Genomic DNA, 19835 nt, shown 5'->3' with positions numbered 1-19835 from the left:
CGCGATGAGCCGGATCCCGCGATGACCACGCCCGAGGCGGACGGCCCGCCCGCGCCCCTGCGGCGGATCAAGCTGTCGGACCAGATCGCGGAGGATCTCTGCAACCGGATCGCCCGCGAACGCCTGGCCCCCGGCGACCGCCTGCCGAACGAGCGCGCCCTGATGCAGCATTACGGCTGCGCCAAGGGCACGATCCGCGAGGCCCTGAAGGCCCTGGAGGTCCAGGGTCTGGTGACGATGCAGTCCGGCCCCAACGGCGGCCCCGAGATCCGGCCCATCTCGGTGGACGCCGCCGCCCAGCAGCTGCGCCGCTTCCTGCACTTCCAGGAGCTCGATTTCGCCCAGGTCTACGCCCTGCGCCGCAGCCTGGAGGTGACGCTCGGCGTCAGCGTGGTCGGCCGCCTCGGCGCGGCGGAGTTCCGCCGCCTGGAGGAGAACATGGCCGCCTGCGAGGCCGCCAATGCCGGCGACCAGCGCGGGGTCGGCCGGGTGGTCGAGGTCGATTTCCACGACATCCTGTGTGACGCCAGCGACAACCCGCTCCTCGCCTTCATGTGCCGGTTCCTCAACAGCCTGCTGCGCGACCTCGTGGAGTTCCGCAGCGACAGCCTCACCGAGCACGAGGCCTTCGGCGCCCACAACCTCGCCAGCCACCGCGCCCTCGTGGCCGCCTACCGCGCCGAGGATGCCGAGGCCGTCCGGCGCGAGATGCACGACCACATGTGCTGCGCCGAGCACTTCATGCAGCGCCTTGACGCCAAGTTCCGCAAGGACCTGCTGAGCCGCCGGGGCGCGAACGGCGCGGGCCTGTGAGAGTACAGAGCTGGGACGAAGGCCCCCCGTCCGTGAGGCCCGGGCGGCCTGTCCTCACTGGGTCAGGCGCAGCGTTCCGATGCTCTTCCCGATCTGGTCGAAGGCCGCGATCAGGGCGTCCGAGGTGTTGGCGATGAAGGCCTGGCTCTGCGAACTCGCGCAGCCGTTCAGCAGGCTCAGGCCCTGGCTGTCGATCGGATCCCCCGAGGTGCTGAAGCCGATCGTGTAGAGCTGGATGCCGGCCGTCTTGGCATTGGTGCAGGCCGTCTGGGTCAGGGCGTCCAGGGCGTTGCGCGCCTGGGTCGTGCTCGTGAGATTCTGATAGCTGGGCGGCAGGCGCCCGTTCGGCGTCGAGCCGTCCGCGTTCTTGAAATACCCCATCGAGAAGAAGAACGTCTGGTTGTAGTTCGCGTACGGGTTGTCGCTCCAGCTGTTCGCCCCGTCCGTCATCAGGATGATGATCTTGTTGACGCTCGCCGAGGCGTAGGAGCCGCCATCGCCGAAGACGCTGTTGGGCGACACCGTGCGCCATCCCCACATCAGGCCTTCGAGGATGTTGGTCGCGCCCTGCGGCTTCAGGCTCGAGACCAGGGACTTGAGGATCGTGACATCGTTGGTCAGCCGCTGCAGGGGCTGACTGGTGCAGCCGAAATTGGGGCCGTTCGGCAACGCGAGGTAGGAGCTGTCGGTGGGCGCCGCCCCCTGGGGATTGACGTACTTGCACGCCCGCGACTCGGTCGCGGCGAAGCTCAGGCTGCTGTCCGCTTTGCAGGAATTCGATCCCGTCGCGTCGTTCAGGTAGCTGTTGAACGTGTAGTTCCCCGCATACGTCGTGTAGGACGTCGTCCCCTGGCCCGGCTCATCGGGGGCGAACATCGGGACGTAGAGGGAATCGGCGCTCGCCCCCGGTTGCCCGTCCTGGACGTTCAGCGGGTAGGGCAGGGTTTCCAGGCAGCCGCCCCAGCCCCAGCTGGACGAGACGGTCTTGAGGGAATCGAAGATCCCGAACCGACTGGTGAACCCGGCCGCCGTGGCGCCGCTCACGTTGGTCCAGTGGTAGGAGGATTTGCCGAGCTTATCGATCCAGGTCGCATTCCGGTACGTGACCGGGTTGACCGCGACGGACGCCGCGAAGGGAACGATCGAGATCCGCGTATCCGACGTGAAGGCGGGGTTGTTGTGGACGTAGTCGATGAAGTTGTTCGCCGCCTGCTGGGCGGCCTGCATCTTCGTCATGCTGCCGCCGCTCGAACTCATCGAGCCGGTGGTGTCCAGCACGAGGGCGATCTCGAACGTCTTCGGAAGCGGCGTCGCGCATTGCGCGGAGGCGATGGGGTTCAGGTCCAGCGTCTTGGTGAGCTGGCCGAACAGGGCCGGCGAGCTCATATGGGTCGCCAGGACGATCTTGCGCGGGTTCGTGGTCACGCTGATGGGGTCGACCGTCAAGCCGGCGGCTCCCATGTAGCCGGCCATCATGACCTGCGCCTGGGTCTGCATCTGCGCCGTGGTCGTCGTGCTCGGGGTCTGGCACAGGCTCAGGGCCGTCGCGTCGGTGGCCGCCTGGAGCTTGGCCTGCATCCGCGTGGCGGTCCCGTAATCGAGGGCGGCCCCCGCGAAGGCGAGCAGGGGCAGGCTCGCGAGCGCGAAGATCACCGCGACGTTCCCGCGGCGATCGACGAGGAAGCGTTGGATCCATCCGGGACGACGCACGATCATCTCCTCAGCCCGTCGCATTCAGGTCACCGGGGCGGGGCATGGCGCTCCCTTGGGCAGGACCACCTCGCTGTAGGGGTTCACCCCGTAGGGCTGGCCGCCGCGGGTCGGCCAGGGCGTGTTGACGGTCAGGGTGATCCGACCGTTGGTCCCGCCGAGCTGGTTCACCAGGGCGCTGCCCAGCATCGGCGCGTAGGGCATCGTCACCTCCGCGAGGATGTAGCGGGTGCCGGTGACCTGGAATCCCTGCGGAACGCTCAGGTCGGAGGCGGGCCCGGTGGCGCGCGCCTGGGCGTTGTCCGTGGCGGCGCTCGAACAGACGACGGGCCTCAGGGAGAAGCCCTTCAGGTCGACCCCCAGCGCGCTCACCACGATCTTGACGTTCGTGGTGTCGAAGGGACGCAGAATGAGCTTCGCCGACCGCAGGATGTCGGCCATCGCCGCATCCGTCATCGGGTTCTGCTTGTCCCCCTGCGACGTGAGATCCGCGACGGCGCGCGACAGGAGGGTCACCTTGCGCCAGTTGTCGACCCCATTCGACAATTCGATGATGCCGACCAGCAGCAGGAGCATGATCGGGAAGATCAGCGCGAACTCCACCGCCGAGACGCCGCCGGTCGCGCGCCCGAACGAACGGACACGGATCCGGATGGCGTGGACGACCCGGGCGGGTGACGCGAAGGAGCCTGGCGAACCCATCTCAGGTGTTGCAACCGGTGGTTGACGTCGTCTGGTAGGGCTCCGTCCGGAACACGGCCGTCGACTGCATCAGCTGGGATCCATCGGCGAAGGTATTCGGGCTCAACTTCAGGAAGGAGAAGAACACCGGAAACTTGGCCGCCGCGGAAACGATGACGATGGAGCCCGGCTGCGGACAGTTGAACTGCGTCCCGGCCGTGCGGGACCAGCCGCCCGCGCTCGAGTCGAAGGGGCTCGGCACGCTGCCGTTGCCGTAGGAGGCGCTGAGCGTGACGTCGAGCTTGATCGACTGGCAGTCGAAGGCCGGCATCAGCGCGCCGGAATTGCAGAGATTGTCCCGCAGACGTCCCAGGAGAATGGCCGGGTCCCGCTGCCCGCTATTGGCCACCTGAAACGATCCGGTCAGAATCGATCGGCTCGCCTTCTGAACGGCATAGTCGAGGTTCTGCGCTGCCCAGACCTGGAACGATATCTGTATGATCGCCGCAAGCATCGTGAAAAACGGAATTGCGACCAGCCCGAATTCGACCGCCGTCGCGCCGCGACTGTCCGAGCGGAATCGATCGACCAACCTGAAGGGACGGGAGGTCCGAAGGCCGAGGGCTTTCCTTGTCGTCTCAGGCTGGCGGACTTGCCCTGTACGATTCAAAACCATCTTTTGAGAGATTTTCTGATCGAACCGCATCGGGACAATTTTCTGTGATACGAACTCTATAGCCTAGGCGTTGCATACGGTCCGCTTTTGAAAGCTTACGTGCTACCGGCATACGGGCCAGCAATTCACAATGTATGAATCCGTTTTTCGAAATTCTGCTTTCGTGCGTCTTCGCTCTCATCCGAAGGGAGCACCGGCCCGCCGGCGGCCGATCCGTCCACGATCGTCCTGAGACTGCGCCGCACGCCGCGTCCCGGGCGTCCGAGGCGAAGCGGGCCATGGCATCGAGGCCCCCATGGCATCGCGCGGGCCTTGGAAGCGCGCAGGTCTTGAAAGCGCGCAGGTCTTGGAATCGCGCGGGCCTCGCGAGCGAAGCGCCGCTCAGTCCTGGGGCGCCAGCGCGTCGCGCCAGGCATCCCGCTCCCGCCGGAGCTGGCCGAGGGCCTCCCGGAGAACCGTGAAGCGCGCCTTCGCCGCCGCGATGTCGTGGCGCTCTTCGAGGGCCTCCATGACGCGCGTGGCCTGCTCCCTGACCGCCGCCTCCGCGGCGAGAATGCGGGCGTCGAACGCCCGGAGCGTCTCGATCCAGTTCTGTCCTGGCGCTGTCATCCGAGGCCCTTCTTCGTTCTGCCGGGAACGGGCTCGGCCTCGATCCGTCTTCATCACACACCGGGTGGGGTGTCCGCCCCGGACGCGCCGGTTTCGCTGGCGCGCCCGCGACGTCCCGCGCCGCGTCAACCGCGGCTCCGCTCCGGCGTTCCGGCCCTCCGCCGGGGACGTCGGGCCCGCATCGGCGCACCGGCGGCGCATCCCGGCCGAGACGCTGCGCCCGAGCCCTCGCCGACCCGCGGCCCGCGAGCCGTGTCCGCGATGGCCTCCGGCCTCCGATCCGGTGCATGTAGGGCCCGCAGCACGGCGTCCGCTCGACGGACCGCCAACCAGGAGCGACGGGTGAATCCACAGGCTCAGTCCCCGACATCGGCCATCCGGCCCGGCCCGACCGCCGGCCGGACCGCCGAGGTGTTCGGGGTGTTCCTCAAGCTCGGCCTGACCTCCTTCGGCGGTCCGATCGCGCATCTCGGCTACTTCCGGGACGAGCTGGTGCATCGCCGGCGCTGGATCGACGAGGCGGGCTACGCCGACCTCGTCGCCCTGTGCCAGTTCCTGCCCGGACCGGCTTCCAGCCAGGTCGGCTTCTCCCTCGGGCTGCTGCGGGCCGGCGGGCTCCTCGGCGGGCTCGCCGCCTGGACGGCCTTCACGCTGCCCTCCGCGCTGGTCCTCCTCGCCTTCGCCCTCGGGGCGGGCGCCCTGACGGGCCCCTGGGCGGAGGCCGTGCTGCACGGCCTCAAGCTCGTGGCCGTGGCGGTGGTGGCCCAGGCCGTCTGGGGCATGGCCCGCGCGCTCACCCCCGACCGGCCCCGCGCCGGGATCGCCGTCGCGGCGCTGATGGGGGTCGTCTTCCTGCCCGGCGCCGTCGGACAGGTGCTGGCGATCGCCTTCGGGGCCGCGGCCGGGCTGCTCCTGTGCCGGGATGCGCCCGCCGCCACCGGCGGCCGCCTCGCGGTGCCGGTCTCGCGCCGGGCCGGCGCGGTGGCGCTGATCCTGTTCGCGGGGCTGCTGGTGGGGCCGACCTTCCTGGCACCGGCCCTGCCCGCACCGAGCGGCGGCGCGGGTCCGGCGGGCCAGGGGCTCGCCCTGTTCGATGCCTTCTACCGCGCGGGTGCCCTGGTGTTCGGCGGCGGCCACGTCGTGCTGCCGCTGCTGCAGGCGGAGGTGGTCGGCCCCGGCTGGATCGATCCGGCCCGGTTCCTCGCCGGCTACGGCGCCGCCCAGGCCGTGCCGGGGCCGCTCTTCACCGTGGCCGCCTATCTCGGCGCGGCGGTCGGCCCGGTGCCGAACGGCCTGCCCGGGGCGGCCATCGCCCTGGTGGCGATCTTCCTGCCGGGCCTGCTCCTGGTCTACGGCGCCCTGCCCTACTGGGACGGCCTGCGCGCCCGCCCCCGCGCCCAGGCGGCGATGCGCGGCACCAACGCCGCCGTGGTCGGCATCCTGGGTGCCGCCCTCTACGATCCCGTCTGGGTCAGCGCGGTGGGCGATGCCCGCGACTTCGCCCTCGCGGTCCTGGCCTTCGTGCTGCTCACCGCGGGGCGGGCGCCCCCCTGGATCGTCGTCCTCCTCACCGCGGCCGGCGGGCTCGTGCTGGCCCAGCTCCGCTGACCTTCACTCCGCTGACCCTCACGGGCGCACCGCCGGGGTCTCCACCGGCAGGGGCGCGGCCCGATCCATGAGGTAGCGCTCCAGGGCGACGAACTCCGGTGCGCCGTAGGCGAAGGGCTCGGCCCGCATCCCCGTCATGCAGTTGCGCAGGCGCCGCTGCACCGAGCCGACCCCCTGCCATTCGAGGCGGTAGAGCGGATAGCCGGTGGGGTGGCCCTGCGGGATCAGGGCCGCGCCGAGGCGGCGCCCGTGGTTGTCGTCGTGGCAGGCGGCGCAGGACAGGCCGAGCTGGCCCATGCGCTGCGTGAACAGCGCCTTGCCGGCCGCCCGGGCAGGGCCGAGGCGGGGATCGTCCGGGACCGTGATCGGCAAGCCCGCGGACTGGGCGGCGACGTAGGTGGCGAGGCCGAGGAGCTCGCGGCTCTCGTCGGCATAGGGCTCCGCGCCCTGGTGGCGGCGCCGGCAGGCCTGGATCCGGCCCGCGAGATCGATGGGGGCCGCGGTCTCGGCATCCCAGGCCGGATAGCGGGCGGCGACGCCCCGCATCGTGGTCCCGGCCTCGCCGTGGCAGCCGGCGCAGGCGGGTCGGCCCGGGGCCGGCGCCCGGCCCCAGAGCTCGGCGCCGTCCGCGAGCCAGAGCAGGGCCGGGTTGGCCATCCCGTCGCGCTGCATCGCCTGGATGTCGGGGCTCATGGTGTCGAAGCCCGAGCGCCGCTCGGCCGCGGGGATCCCCTCCGCCCACACCGGCCCCGCCGCCAGGGCTGCGAGCATCAGGAGCGCGAGCCGCCTCACGTCACCGTCAGGGTCGCGGTCTCGGTCTGCGAAAAACCGTTGTCGCCGCGCCAGGTGAAGGTGAGCGTGCCCGTCTGCGTCGCCCGCAGGGTGAAGGTCAGGTAGGGGTTGGCGGCCGTCGCCGGAAACAGCTCGGCCCGGAACACCGTCTCGCCGTCGTACAGGCAGGTGAACTCCGTGATGATGTCCCGGGGGCGGATGCGCCCGTCGGCCCCCGGCCGGAAGCCGGTCTCCATCGGGTGCGAGATCAGGGTCTTGATCGTGACGACCTCGCCGGCCTGGGCGGTCTTGGGCACGTTGATCAGGGTGCGGGCCATGGCGGCTCAGCCCTCCAGGCAGGCGGCGAGGGTGACGATGGCGTCGGCCGTGGTCGACCAGTAGCGGCCGTCGCTGGTCTCCGCGATGGCGGTGATGCGTTGCGTGTCGGCGAGGCGGATCCGGGTCGCGATCGTGGCGCGACCTCGACACGACCCTAGGTATACGGTGATGACGTTCGGCTGCGGATTCTTGTCGTTGAACACCGCGATGCGGCGGACGTGATCCTCCGGCGTCATCGGGCTGTCCACCGTCACGGTGATCGTCACCGCATTGCCGTTCTCGACCAGCGGCGGCAGGTCGAGGCGGACGCGCCCCGGGTGGATCTCGGCCTCGCCCGCGAAGCGCCGGATGGCCTCGGCCGTGCTCTCGGTGCGGATCGCGGCCCCGGCCGCCACCGGGCGCAGGGCCACGCTCGCGGCGAGGCCGGGCCCGAGGGCGAGGAGGCCGCGTCGGCTCGGGCGGTGGGGGGTCTGCGGGCTCACGGCGCCGGCCTCTCCGAAGGGGTTTCGCGTAGCGTCGCCAGGAAGGCGACGACGTCCTCGATCTCTTGAGGTGCCAGCACCGGCCGGTCGCGCCAGGCCGCGCCGACCCGCCTGGTGCCTGCAAGGCTGTAATAGGAAGGCATGATGGTGTCCGGGTTCAAGACCCGACCGTCCACGAGGCGCAGGCGCAGGGCACCGGGCGCGAGCCGATCACCGACGCCCGCGAGGTCGGGACCGAGATTGCCGGGGAAGCGTTCTTCGGGAAATGGACCTGCGTGGCAGAGCAGGCAGAGCCCCTTGGTGCGGTCGACCACGAGGGCCCGGCCCCGCACGGGATCGCCGGGCACTCCGGTCAGGCTCGCGGGGATTTCGCGGTCGACGACGGCGACGGGCCGCAGGGGCTCCGCACCCGGTTCTGCCCCTGCCTCCGCCCGAGCGGCCAGGATCGTGCAGCCGATCCACACCCATCCGGGCACCCGCCTCATCCGAAGACCTGCCGGGTGATCGTGCGGTACCAGTCGGCAGCGTAGAGGGCTTCCTGCTCGCGCAGGGCCATCGGCGCGTCGACGGGGCTGATGCCGCCGGCGCCCTCCACGTCGGCGAGGACGCCACCCGCCGGGTGGTAGACGCCCGCGATCGAAATGCCGTAGCCGGGCGCCACCAGGCTGTAGCAGGTGTTGATCAGCTTCGGCGTCCCGGGCGCGCGCCCGGCCAGGAGGTCGATCACCGCATCGGCGCAGACCTTGGCCTGGGCGTTGGCCGAGAACGCGGATTTCGGCATCGCCCCGGCGATGGCCGCGTCGCCGATGACATGGATGCCGGGCACCAGCCGGGATTCGAAGGTCATGGGATCGATCGGGCACCAGCCGCTGCGATCGGCGACGCCAGCGACGGCGGCGATCCGCCCCGCCCGCTGGGGCGGGATGATACACGCCACGTCCGCCTTGTAGTCCGAGAAGTCGGTACGGACGATCATGGCGTCCGTGTCGACGGCACTGACCTGTCCGCCCTCTGCCAGAGGGACGTATTCGAGTTGCGTCGGGTAGAGTGCCTTCCAGGCCGACTGGAACAGGCGCTGTTTCGAGAACGTGTCCTTGGCGTCGAGGAGGATCAGCTTCGCGCGGGGCTTGGTGGTCTTGAGCACATGGGCGATCAGGCTCGCCCGCTCGTACGGGCCGGGCGGGCAGCGATAGGGATTGCCCGGCACCGCCAGCACCACGGTACCGCCCTCGGGCATCGCGGCGAGTTGCCTGGCGAGGAGCAGCGTCTGCTCGCCCGCCTTCCAAGCATGGGGCATGCGCTCGGCCGCCGCCGCGTCGTAGCCAGGAATGGCGTCGAAGCGCAGATCGATCCCCGGCGAGAGCACGAGACGGTCATAGGCGAGAGCAGTCCCGTCTGAGAGCGTCACCCGTCGGGCATCCGCGTCGATGCCGATGGCAGCGGCGTGTACGAGGCGGATGCCGGCACGGGCGAGGCCCTCGTAGCCGAACCGCTGGGCCGCCATTGGCTGGAGCCCCGCGATGACTTCGTTGCTGAACGGACAGGAGACGTAAGTCGAATTTACCTCGACCAGGGTCACATCGAGGCCGCCCGAGTGGAGCGCGCGCGCGGCGGTGGCGCCACCGAAGCCGCCGCCGATCACCACGACCTTCGCTGCGGCCCGAGCCGGAGCCGGCCGCGCCCAAGCGAAGGCTGCCCCAGTGGCGAGGAGCGCGCGGCGGGTCGGGCTCATGGTCGCTCCTGGCTCGGCTCGGGACCGGGCGGACGCTGCCGCGACAGGTAGGCGGCGATCGCCCGGGATTCCTCCTCGGAGAACCCCTTGGCGATGCGGCTCATCACGCTCGCGGGGCGCACACCCGAACGATACTCGGCCAACGCCGCCGCGATCTCGGCCGCCGGACGACCGTCGATCGCCCCCATCGCGGCCCCCTCGACGTGACACCCGGCGCAGGAGGACGCCCCCGGCGGCGGGCGCTCCGTCGCCAGGGCAAGCCCGACCGGTCCAGCAAGCAACCAGGCCGAGACCACAGCCAAGCGCATCACGCCCGGCGCAGGTCCGTGTTCTTCACCGGCATCTGGCGCACGCGCTTGCCGGTGGCCGCATAGATGGCATTCAACACAGCGGGGGCTGCCACCGCGATGGTGGGCTCGCCGACCCCGCCCCAGAAGCCGCCCGACGGCATCACGATCGTCTCGACCACCGGCATTTCCTGGAGCCGCATCACCGGGTAGGTGTCGAAATTCGTCTGCTCGATGCGACCATCCTTGACGGTGCATTCCTGGTAAAGGGCTGCGGACAGGCCATAGACGAAGGAGCCCGCGATCTGGGCGTCGATCTGCTGCGGATTGAGGGCATGGCCCGGATCGGTGGCTGCGACAATGCGGTGGACCTTGACCGTCCCGTCGTCGTCGACGGAGACCTCGGCCACCGCTGCCACGTAGGAGCCGAACCCCATCATCTGGGCGAGGCCCCGGTGGACGCCAGCGGGAGGCTTCGAGCCCCAGCCGGCCTTGTCCGCCACCGCCTGCAGCACCGCCCGATGCTTCGGGTGCTTCTCCATCAGCTTCAGCCGGAAGGCCAAGGGATCCTGTCCGGCCGCGTGAGCAAGCTCGTCCATGAAGCATTCGAGATAGATGGCATTCGGGTTCATGTTCACGCCGCGCCAGAAGCCCGGCGGGATGTGCGGGTTGCGCATGGCGTGGTCGACCAGGATGTTCGGGATCGCGTAGCCGATCGCAGCCTCCGCGCCCCCGGCATTGAGCCCCTGGAACACCACCGGATCCTTGCCGTCCACCATCCGGTTTGGCGCCACCGAGACCAGGATCGACTGCCCCGAGATGCGCATGTGCAGCCCGGTGACATTGCCGGCTTCGTCCAGCCCGGCGCGCATCCGACACTGGGTGATCGGGTGGTAGCGCCCGTGGGTCATGTCCTCCTCGCGGGTCCAGATCAGCTTGATCGGGGTCCCGGGCATCTCCTTCGCGATGAGGACGGCCTGACGCAGCCAGTCGTGGGTCGCACCACGCCGGCCGAAGCCGCCGCCGAGCGGGAGCTTGTAGACGTCGCACTGTTTCGCCGAGAGGCCGGCAGCCTCGGCCACGGCAGCGAGCGCCGCCTCTCCGTTCTGGGTCGGTGCCCAGGCCTCGCAACGCTCCGGGGTCCAGCGCACCGTAGCGTTCATTGGCTCCATGGTGGCGTGGTTCTGGAACGGCACGCCGTAGGTCGCCTCCACGACCCGGGCCGCGCCCTTCAGGGCGGCCGCGACGTCGCCGCCCTTGTTGCCCACATAGGCGTCCTCGGCCTCGAGGCCCTCGCGCAGGGTTGCCGCGATGGTCTCGCTGGAAACCAGCCCGTTCGGCCCCTCATCCCAGATGATCGGCAGGGCCTCCACAGCGGTCTTGGCACGCCAGAACGTGTCGGCGATGACTGCCACGCCGGAATCGCCCATCGCGACGACCTTCTTGACCCCGGGCATGCCTTCGACGGCCTTGGCGTCGAAACTCTTCACGGTACCGCCGAAGACGGGGCAGTCGCGGATCGCCGCGTTCAGCAGGCCGGGCATGTTGAGGTCGATGCCGTAGACCTGGCTGCCGTCGGTCTTCTCGACGGTATCCAGGCGCTTCACCGGCTTGCCGGCGATGGTCCAGTCCTGAGGATCCTTGAGGATGATGTCCTTGGGAGGCGTCACCTTGGCCGCCGCCATGGCCACCGCACCGAAGGTGGTGGTGCGGCTGGAGCCGACATGGCTGATCACACCCTTCTCGACCCGGCACTCCGAGGGAGCGACGCCCCAACCCTGGGCCGCCGCTTCGACCAGCATGATGCGGGCGGCGGCTCCCCCTTTGCGGACGTAGTCCTGGGACTCGCGAATGCCGCGGCTGCCACCAGTGCCGAAATCACCCCAGACCCGGCCGCGGGCGACGTTCTGGCCCGGCGTAGGATACTCGGTGACGACCTTGCTCCAGTCGCAGCCGAGTTCCTCGGCGACGAGCTGGGCGAGGCCCGTGAGAGTGCCCTGGCCCATCTCGGATCGGGCGATGCGGATCACCACGGTCTCGTCCGGCTTGATCACCACCCAGGCATTGACCTCGGGCGCCAGAGTCGGCGAAGCCCCCTGCGCGGTGGCCCCGGGGAAGGGCACATGGAATCCGAGGCTGAGGCCTCCGGCGGCGGCAACCGCGCCGGCTACGAAGGCACGTCGAGAAGGCTTGTTCGCGAGGGCGTTCATGGCTCTCTCCTCAACCGGCCTGGCCGCCATCGGCGGCGAGCTTGATGCCGGCCAAGACGCGGTTGTAGGTGCCGCAGCGGCAAATGTTTGTGATCTCGGATCGGATCTGCGCCTCGCTCGGGTGCGGGTTCTGCGCCAGCAGCGCCGCCGACGCCATGATCATTCCGGACTGACAGAAGCCGCATTGCGGCACGTCGAGTTCGGCCCATGCCTTCTGCACCGGGTGCGAGCGATCCTTGGACAGGCCCTCGATCGTCACGATTTTCTGGTCAGGCGTGACGCTGGAGACCGGCATCGAACAGGAGCGCACCGCCGTGCCGTCGATATGCACCGTGCAGGCGCCGCACTGCGCAATGCCGCAGCCGTACTTGGTGCCGGTGAGGCCGGCCTGCTCGCGGATGACCCATAGGAGCGGCGTATCGGGCTCAGCCTCGACCTCTCGGATGGCACCGTTCACATTCAAACGGATCATGCGTTTCCTGCCGTGTTGCCCAGTCGTGAGTCGTGCTCCGCCAGATGTCCGCGGCGGCGGCTCCGTCTTTGGAATAGTTGTACGGTGGCGTGGTCGACCAAGTCCACAGGGATTTCTCACGACAAACCGCATGCGGGTCGCGTCCTGGCCCGGGATTGCTCGAACTCACCCTCGACAGACTATCTAGCAATCTTTCTATATTTTCTTAATACTATGATAATATTCATCATCATCAACCGTCAGATTGACAGAAATCAGAGAATTTACATCGGACTTCGCCATCAATGAGAGCTGAATTTCGGGAAAAGTCCGGTCCTCCCGAAAGAACTTCGAAGCACTCGAATCCTGCCCATCAGACCGAGATGCTGAATGTCTGGCTGAAGGCGCCTGGGTTGGCTCGGAATTTCAGGATTCGTCCCGTGGACATTACCCGGCGCGCCGCAATCATGGATGATCCCGGTGAGTGAGGAGACAGATTCTCCATCTTCCGATCGAAGGGCTTCTTCGGAAGTTCAGCGCTCCGATAGGGGCGGGACGGCTCGAGCCTCCACAGCCGCCCCCAAACCCCACCTTTGGGACCCGGAAGGGCCACGCACATCCGAGGGGACACAGTGGGTCAGATTCCTGCGCCGCGCTCTGGGTCTGGCCCCTGCGGAATGAGCCGATGATATTCGTCCTCGGGCAGTCCGTAGCTGCTGGCGGCGAGCGCCTCGAGTGCCTTGCGATCCCGAACCGTGATCCGACCGCGCCGGGCCGTGATCAGTCGCCGTGCCTCGAGCGCCTGCACACTGAGGGTCGCGCCGGAACGTTGGGATCCCAGGGTCTGGGCCAGAAACGCGTGGGTGACGGGCATCTCATCCCCGCCCACCCGGTCATGCGACATGAGAATCCAACGGGCCAGCCGGATTTGAAGGGGCAGCATCGCATGCCCATAGGCGGTCTGGCCGATCTGGATAAGATGGGTCTGAACGAAGCGGAGCAGGCACGTGCGGAGCGAGAACGACACCTCCACTGCGGCCCCGAGACGAGCGGTGTCGACCGCCAGCATTTCCCCCGGGACCTGGACGAAGGTGCGGTGTGGGGTTCGGTCGCTTCCCAGCAGGACCGGCGTGGCGCCGATCAGCCCCTCGGGTCCGATGACGCCGACTTCGATCCGGCTCCGATCCGTACCAGCGACGACCGAGGCATAGCCAGTTTCGGGAAAATACGCCCGCAGCACCGGTTCGTTCGGGACGATGAGGGTCTGGTCCAGGTGCGTCCGAACCCGGACGAGATCGGGCTGGAGGCGAGCGAAATCACCGGGTTTCATTGTCGCCAGGAGATGGTTGCGTACCAAGTCCTGTCGGAGGTTTTCCATGCTCCGGCCCCGTTCTCCGATAAGATCGGGGATCACTTCCATTGGCCAAAAACCAATTCACATCCGCGTGATAATTTCAGACTGCCCCGTAGAGGCGGCTCTGTCACTGCCATTTGTTAATGCGCACGTTTCCGCATTGTTAATGCAGGCCCATTGGGGAACTGACCTCCTCGCAGGACGCGGGGGTCGATCCAGACGGGCAGACTCAGCCAAGGCGCGCACCTCCCCGTCCTGCTTCCATGTTAAGAGGTAAGGATTACGCGGACCGGTCGATTCACGGAGTTCCGATGCGTCATTTCTGCCCACGCCAAACCTGCCCGAGAAAGGCACTTTCGCAATGAGCCTTGCCGCCGGCACCGATCTTAGCCTGCTCATTCGAAAACTGGAGACGATCATTACCGTCTCGGACGTCGAGCGTCAGGCGATCGAACGCCTGCCGGTCACGCGCCGTCAATTGAGCGCCCATCAGGACATCGTGCGCGACGGCGACCATCCCAAGCAGTGCTGCCTCCTGCTCGAAGGGTGGGCCTTCCGCTACAAGCTCCTCGACGAGGGCAAGCGCCAGATCCTGTCGGTTCACATCCCGGGCGACATCCCCGATCTGCAGAGCCTGCACCTGCCGGTGATGGACCATAGCCTCAGCACCCTGACGGCCTGCACCCTGGCCTTCATCCCGCACGAGGCGATGCTCGACCTCACCCGCAACCATCCCGGCATCACGGCCGCCCTTTGGCGGGATACCCTCGTGGATGCGGCGATCTTCCGGGAGTGGATGACCAATATCGGACGGCGCTCGACGCTCGGCCGGATCACCCACCTGTTCTGCGAGATCTACCTGAAGCTGCACGCCATGGGACTGGCGCGGGACTTCGGCTGCGAGATGCCCCTCACCCAGGGTGACATCGCCGACGCGATCGGCGTCTCGAACGTTCACGTCAACCGTGTGCTGCAGGAATTGCGCGGTCAGGGGCTGCTGACCCTCCAGGGGCAGCGCCTCGTCATCCACGACTGGGATGCGCTCACGAACCGTGCGGAATTCGATCCCGCCTACTTGCATCAGAAGAGGCCACCCGGCCCATGACTCTGAGCCTCCAGCCCGTCCGGATCCGGACAGAGAGCAGCGATGAGGAAGGCCAGCTGGTCATGGCCGAGGGCCTCCTCGTGGCGATCCTGATCCAACTCTCGGCAGACCATGGCGCGGAGGCCGGACACTGGTTCCTCGAGGTGGGTTTCGGCAACCTTGGTTATCCGAGGCCTGCGCCTTTCCTCGATCTGACGGACGCGCTGGCTTGGATCACCACGCAGGCGGGACAGCGGTCCAGCTAGCGCGCGCGACGGCGTCGGATTCGCCAACCGGACCTGCGGGCGGGCTGTTCCGGGCGCGGGTCTCAGGTCAGCCAGAGCCGATGGCCGTCGGGGTCGCGGAGCCGGCGGGGCGCGCCCTCGGCGCCGGCGAAGACCAGCACGGTGGCGGCGATGTCATGGTCACCGCAGACGTACCCACCCCGGGGAAATTCGCCTGCATAGGCAAGGAGTTCGACGTGCGGCGTCGGGGCTCCCGGCGGGCTCAGGCCCGTCACGGTGACGTGCGGGTCGGGCACGCCATCGAGGCGGGCCTGCGCCGGGCCGACATTGGTGGAGCGCGACGCCACCGAGAAGCCGAGACCCGCGTAGAAGGCGAGGCTGGCCGCGGTCTCCGCCACCGACAGCGCCGAGTGGTCGATGCCGAGGCAGGGTTCCGGCCCCGCCCGGCGCCAGGCCGCGGGTATACCACCGGGGGGAAACGCAAGGAATTCAAGGGGATGCCCCTCGGGGTCGCGGAACTTGAAGGCGGTCACCCCGCCCGAGGCCGCGGGCAGGCGCTCCGGCCCGGCCGTGGAGATCGGGCACCAGCCCGGGCAGGCGACGAGGCGTGCATAGGCGGCGGCCATGTCCGAGACCACGAGGGCGATGTGCTGGAACAGGGGGCTCCAGCCCGGCACAGCGTCGGGATAGGGCCGGCCCGCCCGGGCGAATCCCACGAGGTCGACGGCCTGCGCGCCGAGCCGGAGGGACACGCGCGTTTCACCCGAAGTGGTTCGCTGGTCGACCAGAGGTCGTGTCGAGGTCACGCGGGAAAACCCGAGTGCCGTGGTGAAGAACACCGCCAGGGCCTCGGGATCGGCACTGACAAGGCGGATGCGGCTGAGGCGGAGCGGATCGGCGCTCACGGCGTCTGCGCGCCGCGCCGGTTGAGGAAGATCGCGTAGAGGGTGTGCGAGCCGCCGATGAACAGGCGGTTCTTCATCCGGCCGCCGAAGGTGAGGTTCGAGACCCGGTGGGGCACGAAGATCTTGCCCAAGAGGTGGCCGGCCGGGTCGATGCAGTGGACGCCGTCGGCGGCGCTGCTCCAGACGTTGCCGTCCTCGTCGACCCGCATCCCGTCGCAGTAGCCCGGCGAGACGGTGTGGAAGTCCCCGCCGCCCGAAAGGGCGAAGTCCGGCCCGACGTCGAAGACGCGGATGACCTGGCGCGGGTTCGGCCGGCTCTGGTCGCCGGTCTCGGCCACGTAGAGCCGGCGCTCGTCGGGGGAGAAGGCGAGCCCGTTCGGGCCGTCGAAATCGGTGGCCATGGCGCGGACCTCGCCCGAGCCCGGATCCAGGCGGTAGAGCGCCGGCGGCTGCTCGGAGGTCTGGCGGCCGCCCTCGTAGTCGTTGGCGATGCCGTAGACCGGGTCGGTGAACCAGATCCCGCCGTCGGAGGCCACCACGACGTCGTTGGGGGCGTTGAGGCGGCGCCCGGCATGGTGGGTGACCAGGGTGGTGACGGCGCCGTCGTACTCGGTCCGGGTCAGGCAGCGGTTCCGGTGCGAGCAGGCGATCAGGCGGCCCTGGCGGTCGCGGGTCTGGCCGTTGGCGAAGTGCGAGGGCGACCGGTAGACCGACAGGCCCTCGGCCTCGCTCCAGCGCATGGTGCGGTCGCGGGGCAGGTCCTGGAACAGCAGGCAGTCGGCATCCCCGAACCAGACCGGCCCCTCGATCCAGCGGAAGCCCGTGGCGATCTCCTCGAGTTCGGCATTGCCGAGCATGTACCCGGCAAAGCGCGGATCGACGACCTCGAAGCCCGGGTTTTCGCGCCTGGACGCCACGGGGCTACCGGAACCGGTCATGGGGCCAACGGAACCGGCCACGGGGCTACCGGAACCGGCACGGGGTGGCGACGGTCGGCGGGCGATCGAACTGCACCACCATCAGCACGGCGGGCTCAGGCCCGACGGTGCCGGAGAGATGCCCCTGGCGCCCGTCGACGGCCTTGGTGTTCTGGTCCTCCCCGAAGGAGATCTCGCCAGGTCCCATCTCGACCCGGGTGCCGTCCATGGATTCGACGAACCAGCGGCCGGAGAGCGGGATGATCCATTGCGGCTTCGGGTTCTCGTGCCAGGCGCCGGTCCAGCCCACCGGCTGCACCGTGACCATCACGGTGGCGCCGTCATGGGTCTTGCTGCCCTGCCATTGCGGATCGGCGGGCGGCTGCATCGACTTCATGTCGAAATCGGTCAGCGCGCAGCGGGTCTGGTGGCTGACGCCCTCCGCGTCGGTCCAGAGGTGCCAGTACGGCACGCGGGGCTTCTCGGGGGCGGTCGCGTCGCTCATGGACTTCCTCCAGAATCTCTCAGGGAATCGCCCGGGCGGGCTCGGAGACGGGGGTGGTGCGGTAGGGCTGCGACGAGGCCAGCGGATCGGCGAGGAAGAGCCGCACGGTGTCCGCCCCGGTGCCGAAGGTGATGAGCAGAAACCCGCCGGCCAGGGCGAAGTTCTTCAGGAAATCCCAGAACAGGCCCCGGCCCTTGCTGTCGCTGCCGGCCCAGAAATCGCCCGGGCGCCAGAACTGCTTCCACAGGAGGGCGGTGACGCCGCAATAGCCGGCGAGCACGAAGGCCGCGGCCCGGTCGGCGATGCCGGTGAGGATGCCCGCCGACATCACCACCTCGACGAACAGCCCCGCGAGGATGAGCGCGCGGGCGAGGCCGGTGCTGGAGACCCGCTCGCGGGCCTGGCCCACCGCGCCCCGGAAGTTCAGGACCTTGTCCAGGGCGCTGAAGGGCAGGAACAGCAGCACCAGGAGGAGCCGGACCGCGAAGGCGACGACGAGGCTGAGGGTGAGCAAGGAGCGGTCCAGACCTGTGACGGGCGCGCGCGCGAACCCCGGGCGATGCCGGGATGGCCCCGGCGACGGCGACGACGCCCCGGGGCGGACGCCGGCTCCGAGCGCCGGCGTCCCCAAGCGAACGTGATGCCATCGGCGGTTGAACGCGGCACCCGCGCCCCGGTTCAAACGTTCGAAGCGTCGGATGCCTCACGTCGGCGCGACCCCGCCGGCGGGCCGGCACGGCGCTGGCATCGATGGCCCGATCCGCCCGAGGCTCAGCCCCGCGAAGGACCCAACGAGCGGAAGGCCTCCCCATGAGCGAAGGACACCCATGAGCGACGAGCATTACGACGTGGTCATCGTGGGCTCGGGCCCCGGCGGCGGCACCATGGCCTGGCGCCTCGCCCAGACCGGCAAGCGCGTGCTGCTGCTGGAGCGCGGCGGCTACCTGCCGCGCGAGCGCGAGAACTGGGACAGCCAGGCCGTGTTCGTGGATGCGCGCTACCAGGCGCCCGAGACCTGGTACGGCGCCGACGGGCGCAGCTTCCACCCGGGCCTGCACTACTACGTGGGCGGCAACAGCAAGGTCTACGGCTCGGTGCTGCTCCGCCTGCGAAGCCAGGACTTCGATGTGGTGCACCACCCCGACGGCGACGCACCCGAATGGCCGGTGAAGTACGATACCTTCGCGCCCTACTACCAGGCCGCGGAGGAGCTCTTCCACGTGCACGGCCTGCGCGGCGAGGACCCCACCGAGCCCCCGGCGGCCAAGCCCTACGCCTACCCGCCGGTCTCCCACGAGCCGCGCATCCAGGAGCTCTTCGACGGGCTGAAGCGCGAGGGCCACCGGCCCTTCCACCTGCCGGTGGGCGTGCTGCTCGACGAGCGCGACGGCCAGGCCCTACCGCACTCGGCCTGCATCCGCTGCGACGCCTTCGACGGCTATCCCTGCCTGACCAACGGCAAGGCCGATGCGCAGATCATCTGCGTCGACCCGGCGCTCGCCCAGTACCCGAACCTGACCCTCTGGACCGGCGCCTACGTGGAGCGCCTCCTCACCGGCCCGAGCGGGCGTGCGATCACCGGGGTCGAGCTCGTGCGCGCGGGGCAGCGCCGCACGGTGACGGGCGACGTCGTGGTGGTCGCCTGCGGCGCCCTCTCCTCGGCGCTGCTGATGCTGCGCTCGGCCAACGACGCGCACCCGCAGGGGCTCGCCAACGCCTCCGGCCAGGTCGGGCGCAACTACATGCGCCACAACAACGCCACCGTGCTGGCGGTCTCGCGCACCCCGAACCCGACGAAGTTCCAGAAGACCCTCGGGCTGAACGACTTCTACTTCGGCTCGGACGACTGGGACTTCCCGCTGGGCCACATCCAGATGGTCGGCAAGTCCGACGGCACGCAGATCCACGGCGAGGGCCTGCCGGGCTTCCTGCAATGGTTTCCCGAGAAGCCCTTCGACTGGATCGCGAAGCATTCCCTCGACTTCTGGCTGACCTCGGAAGACCTGCCCCGGCCGGAGAACCGGATCTTCTACGAAGGCGGACGGGTCCGCCTCGACCTCACCGAGAGCAACATGGAAGGGCATCTCCGCCTCAAGGCGAAGCTGCGCGACCTCTGCGGCAAGCTCGACGTGCACCCGCACCTGTTCGACCGTTCGCTCTACCTCGGCAAGGACACGCCCATCGGCGGCACCGCGCACCAGGCCGGGACGCTGCGCTTCGGCGCGGACCCGGCCACCTCCGTGCTCGACCTCGACTGCCGGGCCCACGGCCTCGACAACCTCTACGTCACCGATGCGAGCTTCTTCCCCTCGATCGGGGCCGTGAACCCGACCCTGACGATCATCGCCAACGCCCTGCGGGTGGGCGACACCATCGCGGCCCGGCTGTGACCAGCCTCGCCGCGCGCCTGCTGGCCCTGGCGATCCGCTTCACCGGGCGACGGCGCGACCTCGCCG

The 19835-nt window shown here is 69.2% G+C and carries 22 protein-coding genes; 5 read left to right on the top strand and 17 right to left on the bottom strand.

The window, feature by feature from the left end:
- The first annotated feature begins 21 nt into the window (after positions 1-21).
- The gene (locus tag ASF58_RS02785) at positions 22-813 is read left to right on the top strand and encodes an FCD domain-containing protein (RefSeq protein WP_055947030.1); all 792 of its coding nucleotides are present in this window, start codon (positions 22-24) and stop codon (positions 811-813) included.
- A gap of 54 nt (positions 814-867) precedes the next feature.
- Here ASF58_RS02785 and ASF58_RS02780 read toward each other — a convergent pair whose 3' ends face one another.
- From ASF58_RS02780 to ASF58_RS02765, 4 genes are all read right to left on the bottom strand, one after another.
- Positions 868-2523, bottom strand: a complete 1656-nt coding sequence (locus ASF58_RS02780; protein ID WP_244477164.1) for a pilus assembly protein — start codon at positions 2521-2523, stop codon at positions 868-870.
- A 24-nt stretch (positions 2524-2547) separates the two neighbouring features.
- Complete coding sequence (locus ASF58_RS02775) at positions 2548-3225, bottom strand: TadE/TadG family type IV pilus assembly protein (protein WP_082512789.1); 678 nt, start codon at positions 3223-3225, stop codon at positions 2548-2550.
- 1 nt (position 3226) lies between these two features.
- On the bottom strand, positions 3227-3910 hold the full coding sequence (locus tag ASF58_RS02770; RefSeq protein ID WP_244477163.1) for a TadE/TadG family type IV pilus assembly protein: 684 nt from the start codon (positions 3908-3910) through the stop codon (positions 3227-3229).
- Positions 3911-4261: 351 nt separating this feature from the next.
- Complete coding sequence (locus tag ASF58_RS02765) at positions 4262-4489, bottom strand: hypothetical protein (protein WP_055947024.1); 228 nt, start codon at positions 4487-4489, stop codon at positions 4262-4264.
- A 342-nt stretch (positions 4490-4831) separates the two neighbouring features.
- On the opposite strand from ASF58_RS02765, the gene chrA reads away from it, so the two are divergent.
- Positions 4832-6097 (top strand): chromate efflux transporter, encoded by a 1266-nt coding sequence (gene chrA, locus ASF58_RS02760; RefSeq protein WP_244477162.1) that lies wholly within the window; start codon positions 4832-4834, stop codon positions 6095-6097.
- An 18-nt stretch (positions 6098-6115) separates the two neighbouring features.
- Here chrA and soxA read toward each other — a convergent pair whose 3' ends face one another.
- The 9 genes from soxA to ASF58_RS02715 all read right to left on the bottom strand — a co-directional run bounded on the left by soxA (position 6116) and on the right by ASF58_RS02715 (position 13789).
- Positions 6116-6868, bottom strand: coding sequence for a sulfur oxidation c-type cytochrome SoxA (gene soxA, locus ASF58_RS02755; protein WP_055948681.1), 753 nt, complete (start codon positions 6866-6868; stop codon positions 6116-6118).
- 17 nt (positions 6869-6885) lie between these two features.
- On the bottom strand, positions 6886-7206 hold the full coding sequence (gene soxZ / locus ASF58_RS02750; protein WP_055947022.1) for a thiosulfate oxidation carrier complex protein SoxZ: 321 nt from the start codon (positions 7204-7206) through the stop codon (positions 6886-6888).
- Between the two features lie 6 nt (positions 7207-7212).
- Complete coding sequence (locus ASF58_RS02745; protein ID WP_055947020.1) at positions 7213-7689, bottom strand: SoxY-related AACIE arm protein; 477 nt, start codon at positions 7687-7689, stop codon at positions 7213-7215.
- The gene (soxX, locus tag ASF58_RS02740) at positions 7686-8087 is read right to left on the bottom strand and encodes a sulfur oxidation c-type cytochrome SoxX (protein WP_244477198.1); all 402 of its coding nucleotides are present in this window, start codon (positions 8085-8087) and stop codon (positions 7686-7688) included. Before soxX ends, ASF58_RS02745 begins: the two co-directional genes overlap by 4 nt.
- An 83-nt stretch (positions 8088-8170) precedes the next feature.
- Positions 8171-9421 carry an NAD(P)/FAD-dependent oxidoreductase gene (locus ASF58_RS02735; RefSeq protein ID WP_055947016.1) on the bottom strand — a complete coding sequence of 417 codons (1251 nt, stop codon included), beginning with the start codon at positions 9419-9421 and terminating at the stop codon, positions 8171-8173.
- Positions 9418-9729, bottom strand: coding sequence for a cytochrome c (locus ASF58_RS02730; protein ID WP_055947014.1), 312 nt, complete (start codon positions 9727-9729; stop codon positions 9418-9420). The genes ASF58_RS02735 and ASF58_RS02730 overlap by 4 nt, the downstream gene beginning before the upstream one ends.
- Entirely contained in the window at positions 9729-11918 is a 2190-nt protein-coding gene (locus tag ASF58_RS02725) for a molybdopterin cofactor-binding domain-containing protein (protein ID WP_055947012.1), read from the bottom strand. The genes ASF58_RS02730 and ASF58_RS02725 overlap by 1 nt, the downstream gene beginning before the upstream one ends.
- 10 nt (positions 11919-11928) lie before the next feature.
- The gene (locus ASF58_RS02720) at positions 11929-12390 is read right to left on the bottom strand and encodes a (2Fe-2S)-binding protein (protein ID WP_055947009.1); all 462 of its coding nucleotides are present in this window, start codon (positions 12388-12390) and stop codon (positions 11929-11931) included.
- Between the two features lie 616 nt (positions 12391-13006).
- Positions 13007-13789, bottom strand: a complete 783-nt coding sequence (locus ASF58_RS02715; RefSeq protein ID WP_348271564.1) for a Crp/Fnr family transcriptional regulator — start codon at positions 13787-13789, stop codon at positions 13007-13009.
- A 295-nt stretch (positions 13790-14084) separates the two neighbouring features.
- On the opposite strand from ASF58_RS02715, the gene ASF58_RS02710 reads away from it, so the two are divergent.
- Positions 14085-14828, top strand: a complete 744-nt coding sequence (locus ASF58_RS02710; RefSeq protein WP_055947008.1) for a Crp/Fnr family transcriptional regulator — start codon at positions 14085-14087, stop codon at positions 14826-14828.
- Complete coding sequence (locus ASF58_RS02705) at positions 14825-15073, top strand: hypothetical protein (protein WP_055947007.1); 249 nt, start codon at positions 14825-14827, stop codon at positions 15071-15073. Before ASF58_RS02710 ends, ASF58_RS02705 begins: the two co-directional genes overlap by 4 nt.
- A 62-nt stretch (positions 15074-15135) precedes the next feature.
- Here ASF58_RS02705 and ASF58_RS02700 read toward each other — a convergent pair whose 3' ends face one another.
- The 4 genes from ASF58_RS02700 to ASF58_RS02685 are packed head-to-tail and all read right to left on the bottom strand — an operon-like array spanning position 15136 to position 17893.
- Positions 15136-15957 (bottom strand): VOC family protein, encoded by an 822-nt coding sequence (locus tag ASF58_RS02700; RefSeq protein ID WP_055947005.1) that lies wholly within the window; start codon positions 15955-15957, stop codon positions 15136-15138.
- Positions 15954-16895 carry an SMP-30/gluconolactonase/LRE family protein gene (locus ASF58_RS02695; protein WP_055948675.1) on the bottom strand — a complete coding sequence of 314 codons (942 nt, stop codon included), beginning with the start codon at positions 16893-16895 and terminating at the stop codon, positions 15954-15956. The genes ASF58_RS02700 and ASF58_RS02695 overlap by 4 nt, the downstream gene beginning before the upstream one ends.
- A gap of 25 nt (positions 16896-16920) precedes the next feature.
- On the bottom strand, positions 16921-17379 hold the full coding sequence (locus ASF58_RS02690; protein ID WP_055947003.1) for a hypothetical protein: 459 nt from the start codon (positions 17377-17379) through the stop codon (positions 16921-16923).
- A 19-nt stretch (positions 17380-17398) separates the two neighbouring features.
- The gene (locus ASF58_RS02685; protein WP_055947001.1) at positions 17399-17893 is read right to left on the bottom strand and encodes a DoxX family membrane protein; all 495 of its coding nucleotides are present in this window, start codon (positions 17891-17893) and stop codon (positions 17399-17401) included.
- Positions 17894-18206: 313 nt separating this feature from the next.
- Between ASF58_RS02685 and ASF58_RS02680 the strand changes: the two genes are divergently transcribed.
- Positions 18207-19769: a GMC family oxidoreductase gene (locus ASF58_RS02680; RefSeq protein WP_055947000.1), complete on the top strand. Its 1563-nt coding sequence runs from the start codon at positions 18207-18209 to the stop codon at positions 19767-19769.
- The last annotated feature ends 66 nt before the right edge of the window (positions 19770-19835 follow it).

Source organism: Methylobacterium sp. Leaf125 (genome assembly GCF_001423085.1).
Taxonomy (GTDB): domain Bacteria; phylum Pseudomonadota; class Alphaproteobacteria; order Rhizobiales; family Beijerinckiaceae; genus Methylobacterium.
This window is presented reverse-complemented; position numbering and strand designations above follow the sequence as displayed.

Excerpts from the sequence above, each read along its gene's own strand:
- ASF58_RS02785 (WP_055947030.1), top strand. The coding sequence starts at position 22 with ATGACCACGCCCGAGGCGGACGGCCCGCCCGCGCCCCTGCGGCGGATC.
- ASF58_RS02775 (WP_082512789.1), bottom strand. The coding sequence starts at position 3,225 with ATGGGTTCGCCAGGCTCCTTCGCGTCACCCGCCCGGGTCGTCCACGCC.
- ASF58_RS02770 (WP_244477163.1), bottom strand. The coding sequence starts at position 3,910 with ATGCGGTTCGATCAGAAAATCTCTCAAAAGATGGTTTTGAATCGTACA.
- ASF58_RS02765 (WP_055947024.1), bottom strand. The coding sequence starts at position 4,489 with ATGACAGCGCCAGGACAGAACTGGATCGAGACGCTCCGGGCGTTCGAC.
- soxA (WP_055948681.1), bottom strand. The coding sequence starts at position 6,868 with ATGCTCGCAGCCCTGGCGGCGGGGCCGGTGTGGGCGGAGGGGATCCCC.
- soxZ (WP_055947022.1), bottom strand. The coding sequence starts at position 7,206 with ATGGCCCGCACCCTGATCAACGTGCCCAAGACCGCCCAGGCCGGCGAG.
- ASF58_RS02735 (WP_055947016.1), bottom strand. The coding sequence starts at position 9,421 with ATGAGCCCGACCCGCCGCGCGCTCCTCGCCACTGGGGCAGCCTTCGCT.
- ASF58_RS02730 (WP_055947014.1), bottom strand. The coding sequence starts at position 9,729 with ATGCGCTTGGCTGTGGTCTCGGCCTGGTTGCTTGCTGGACCGGTCGGG.
- ASF58_RS02725 (WP_055947012.1), bottom strand. The coding sequence starts at position 11,918 with ATGAACGCCCTCGCGAACAAGCCTTCTCGACGTGCCTTCGTAGCCGGC.
- ASF58_RS02720 (WP_055947009.1), bottom strand. The coding sequence starts at position 12,390 with ATGATCCGTTTGAATGTGAACGGTGCCATCCGAGAGGTCGAGGCTGAG.
- ASF58_RS02715 (WP_348271564.1), bottom strand. The coding sequence starts at position 13,789 with ATGGAAGTGATCCCCGATCTTATCGGAGAACGGGGCCGGAGCATGGAA.
- ASF58_RS02710 (WP_055947008.1), top strand. The coding sequence starts at position 14,085 with ATGAGCCTTGCCGCCGGCACCGATCTTAGCCTGCTCATTCGAAAACTG.
- ASF58_RS02705 (WP_055947007.1), top strand. The coding sequence starts at position 14,825 with ATGACTCTGAGCCTCCAGCCCGTCCGGATCCGGACAGAGAGCAGCGAT.
- ASF58_RS02695 (WP_055948675.1), bottom strand. The coding sequence starts at position 16,895 with ATGACCGGTTCCGGTAGCCCCGTGGCGTCCAGGCGCGAAAACCCGGGC.
- ASF58_RS02690 (WP_055947003.1), bottom strand. The coding sequence starts at position 17,379 with ATGAGCGACGCGACCGCCCCCGAGAAGCCCCGCGTGCCGTACTGGCAC.
- ASF58_RS02680 (WP_055947000.1), top strand. The coding sequence starts at position 18,207 with ATGAGCGACGAGCATTACGACGTGGTCATCGTGGGCTCGGGCCCCGGC.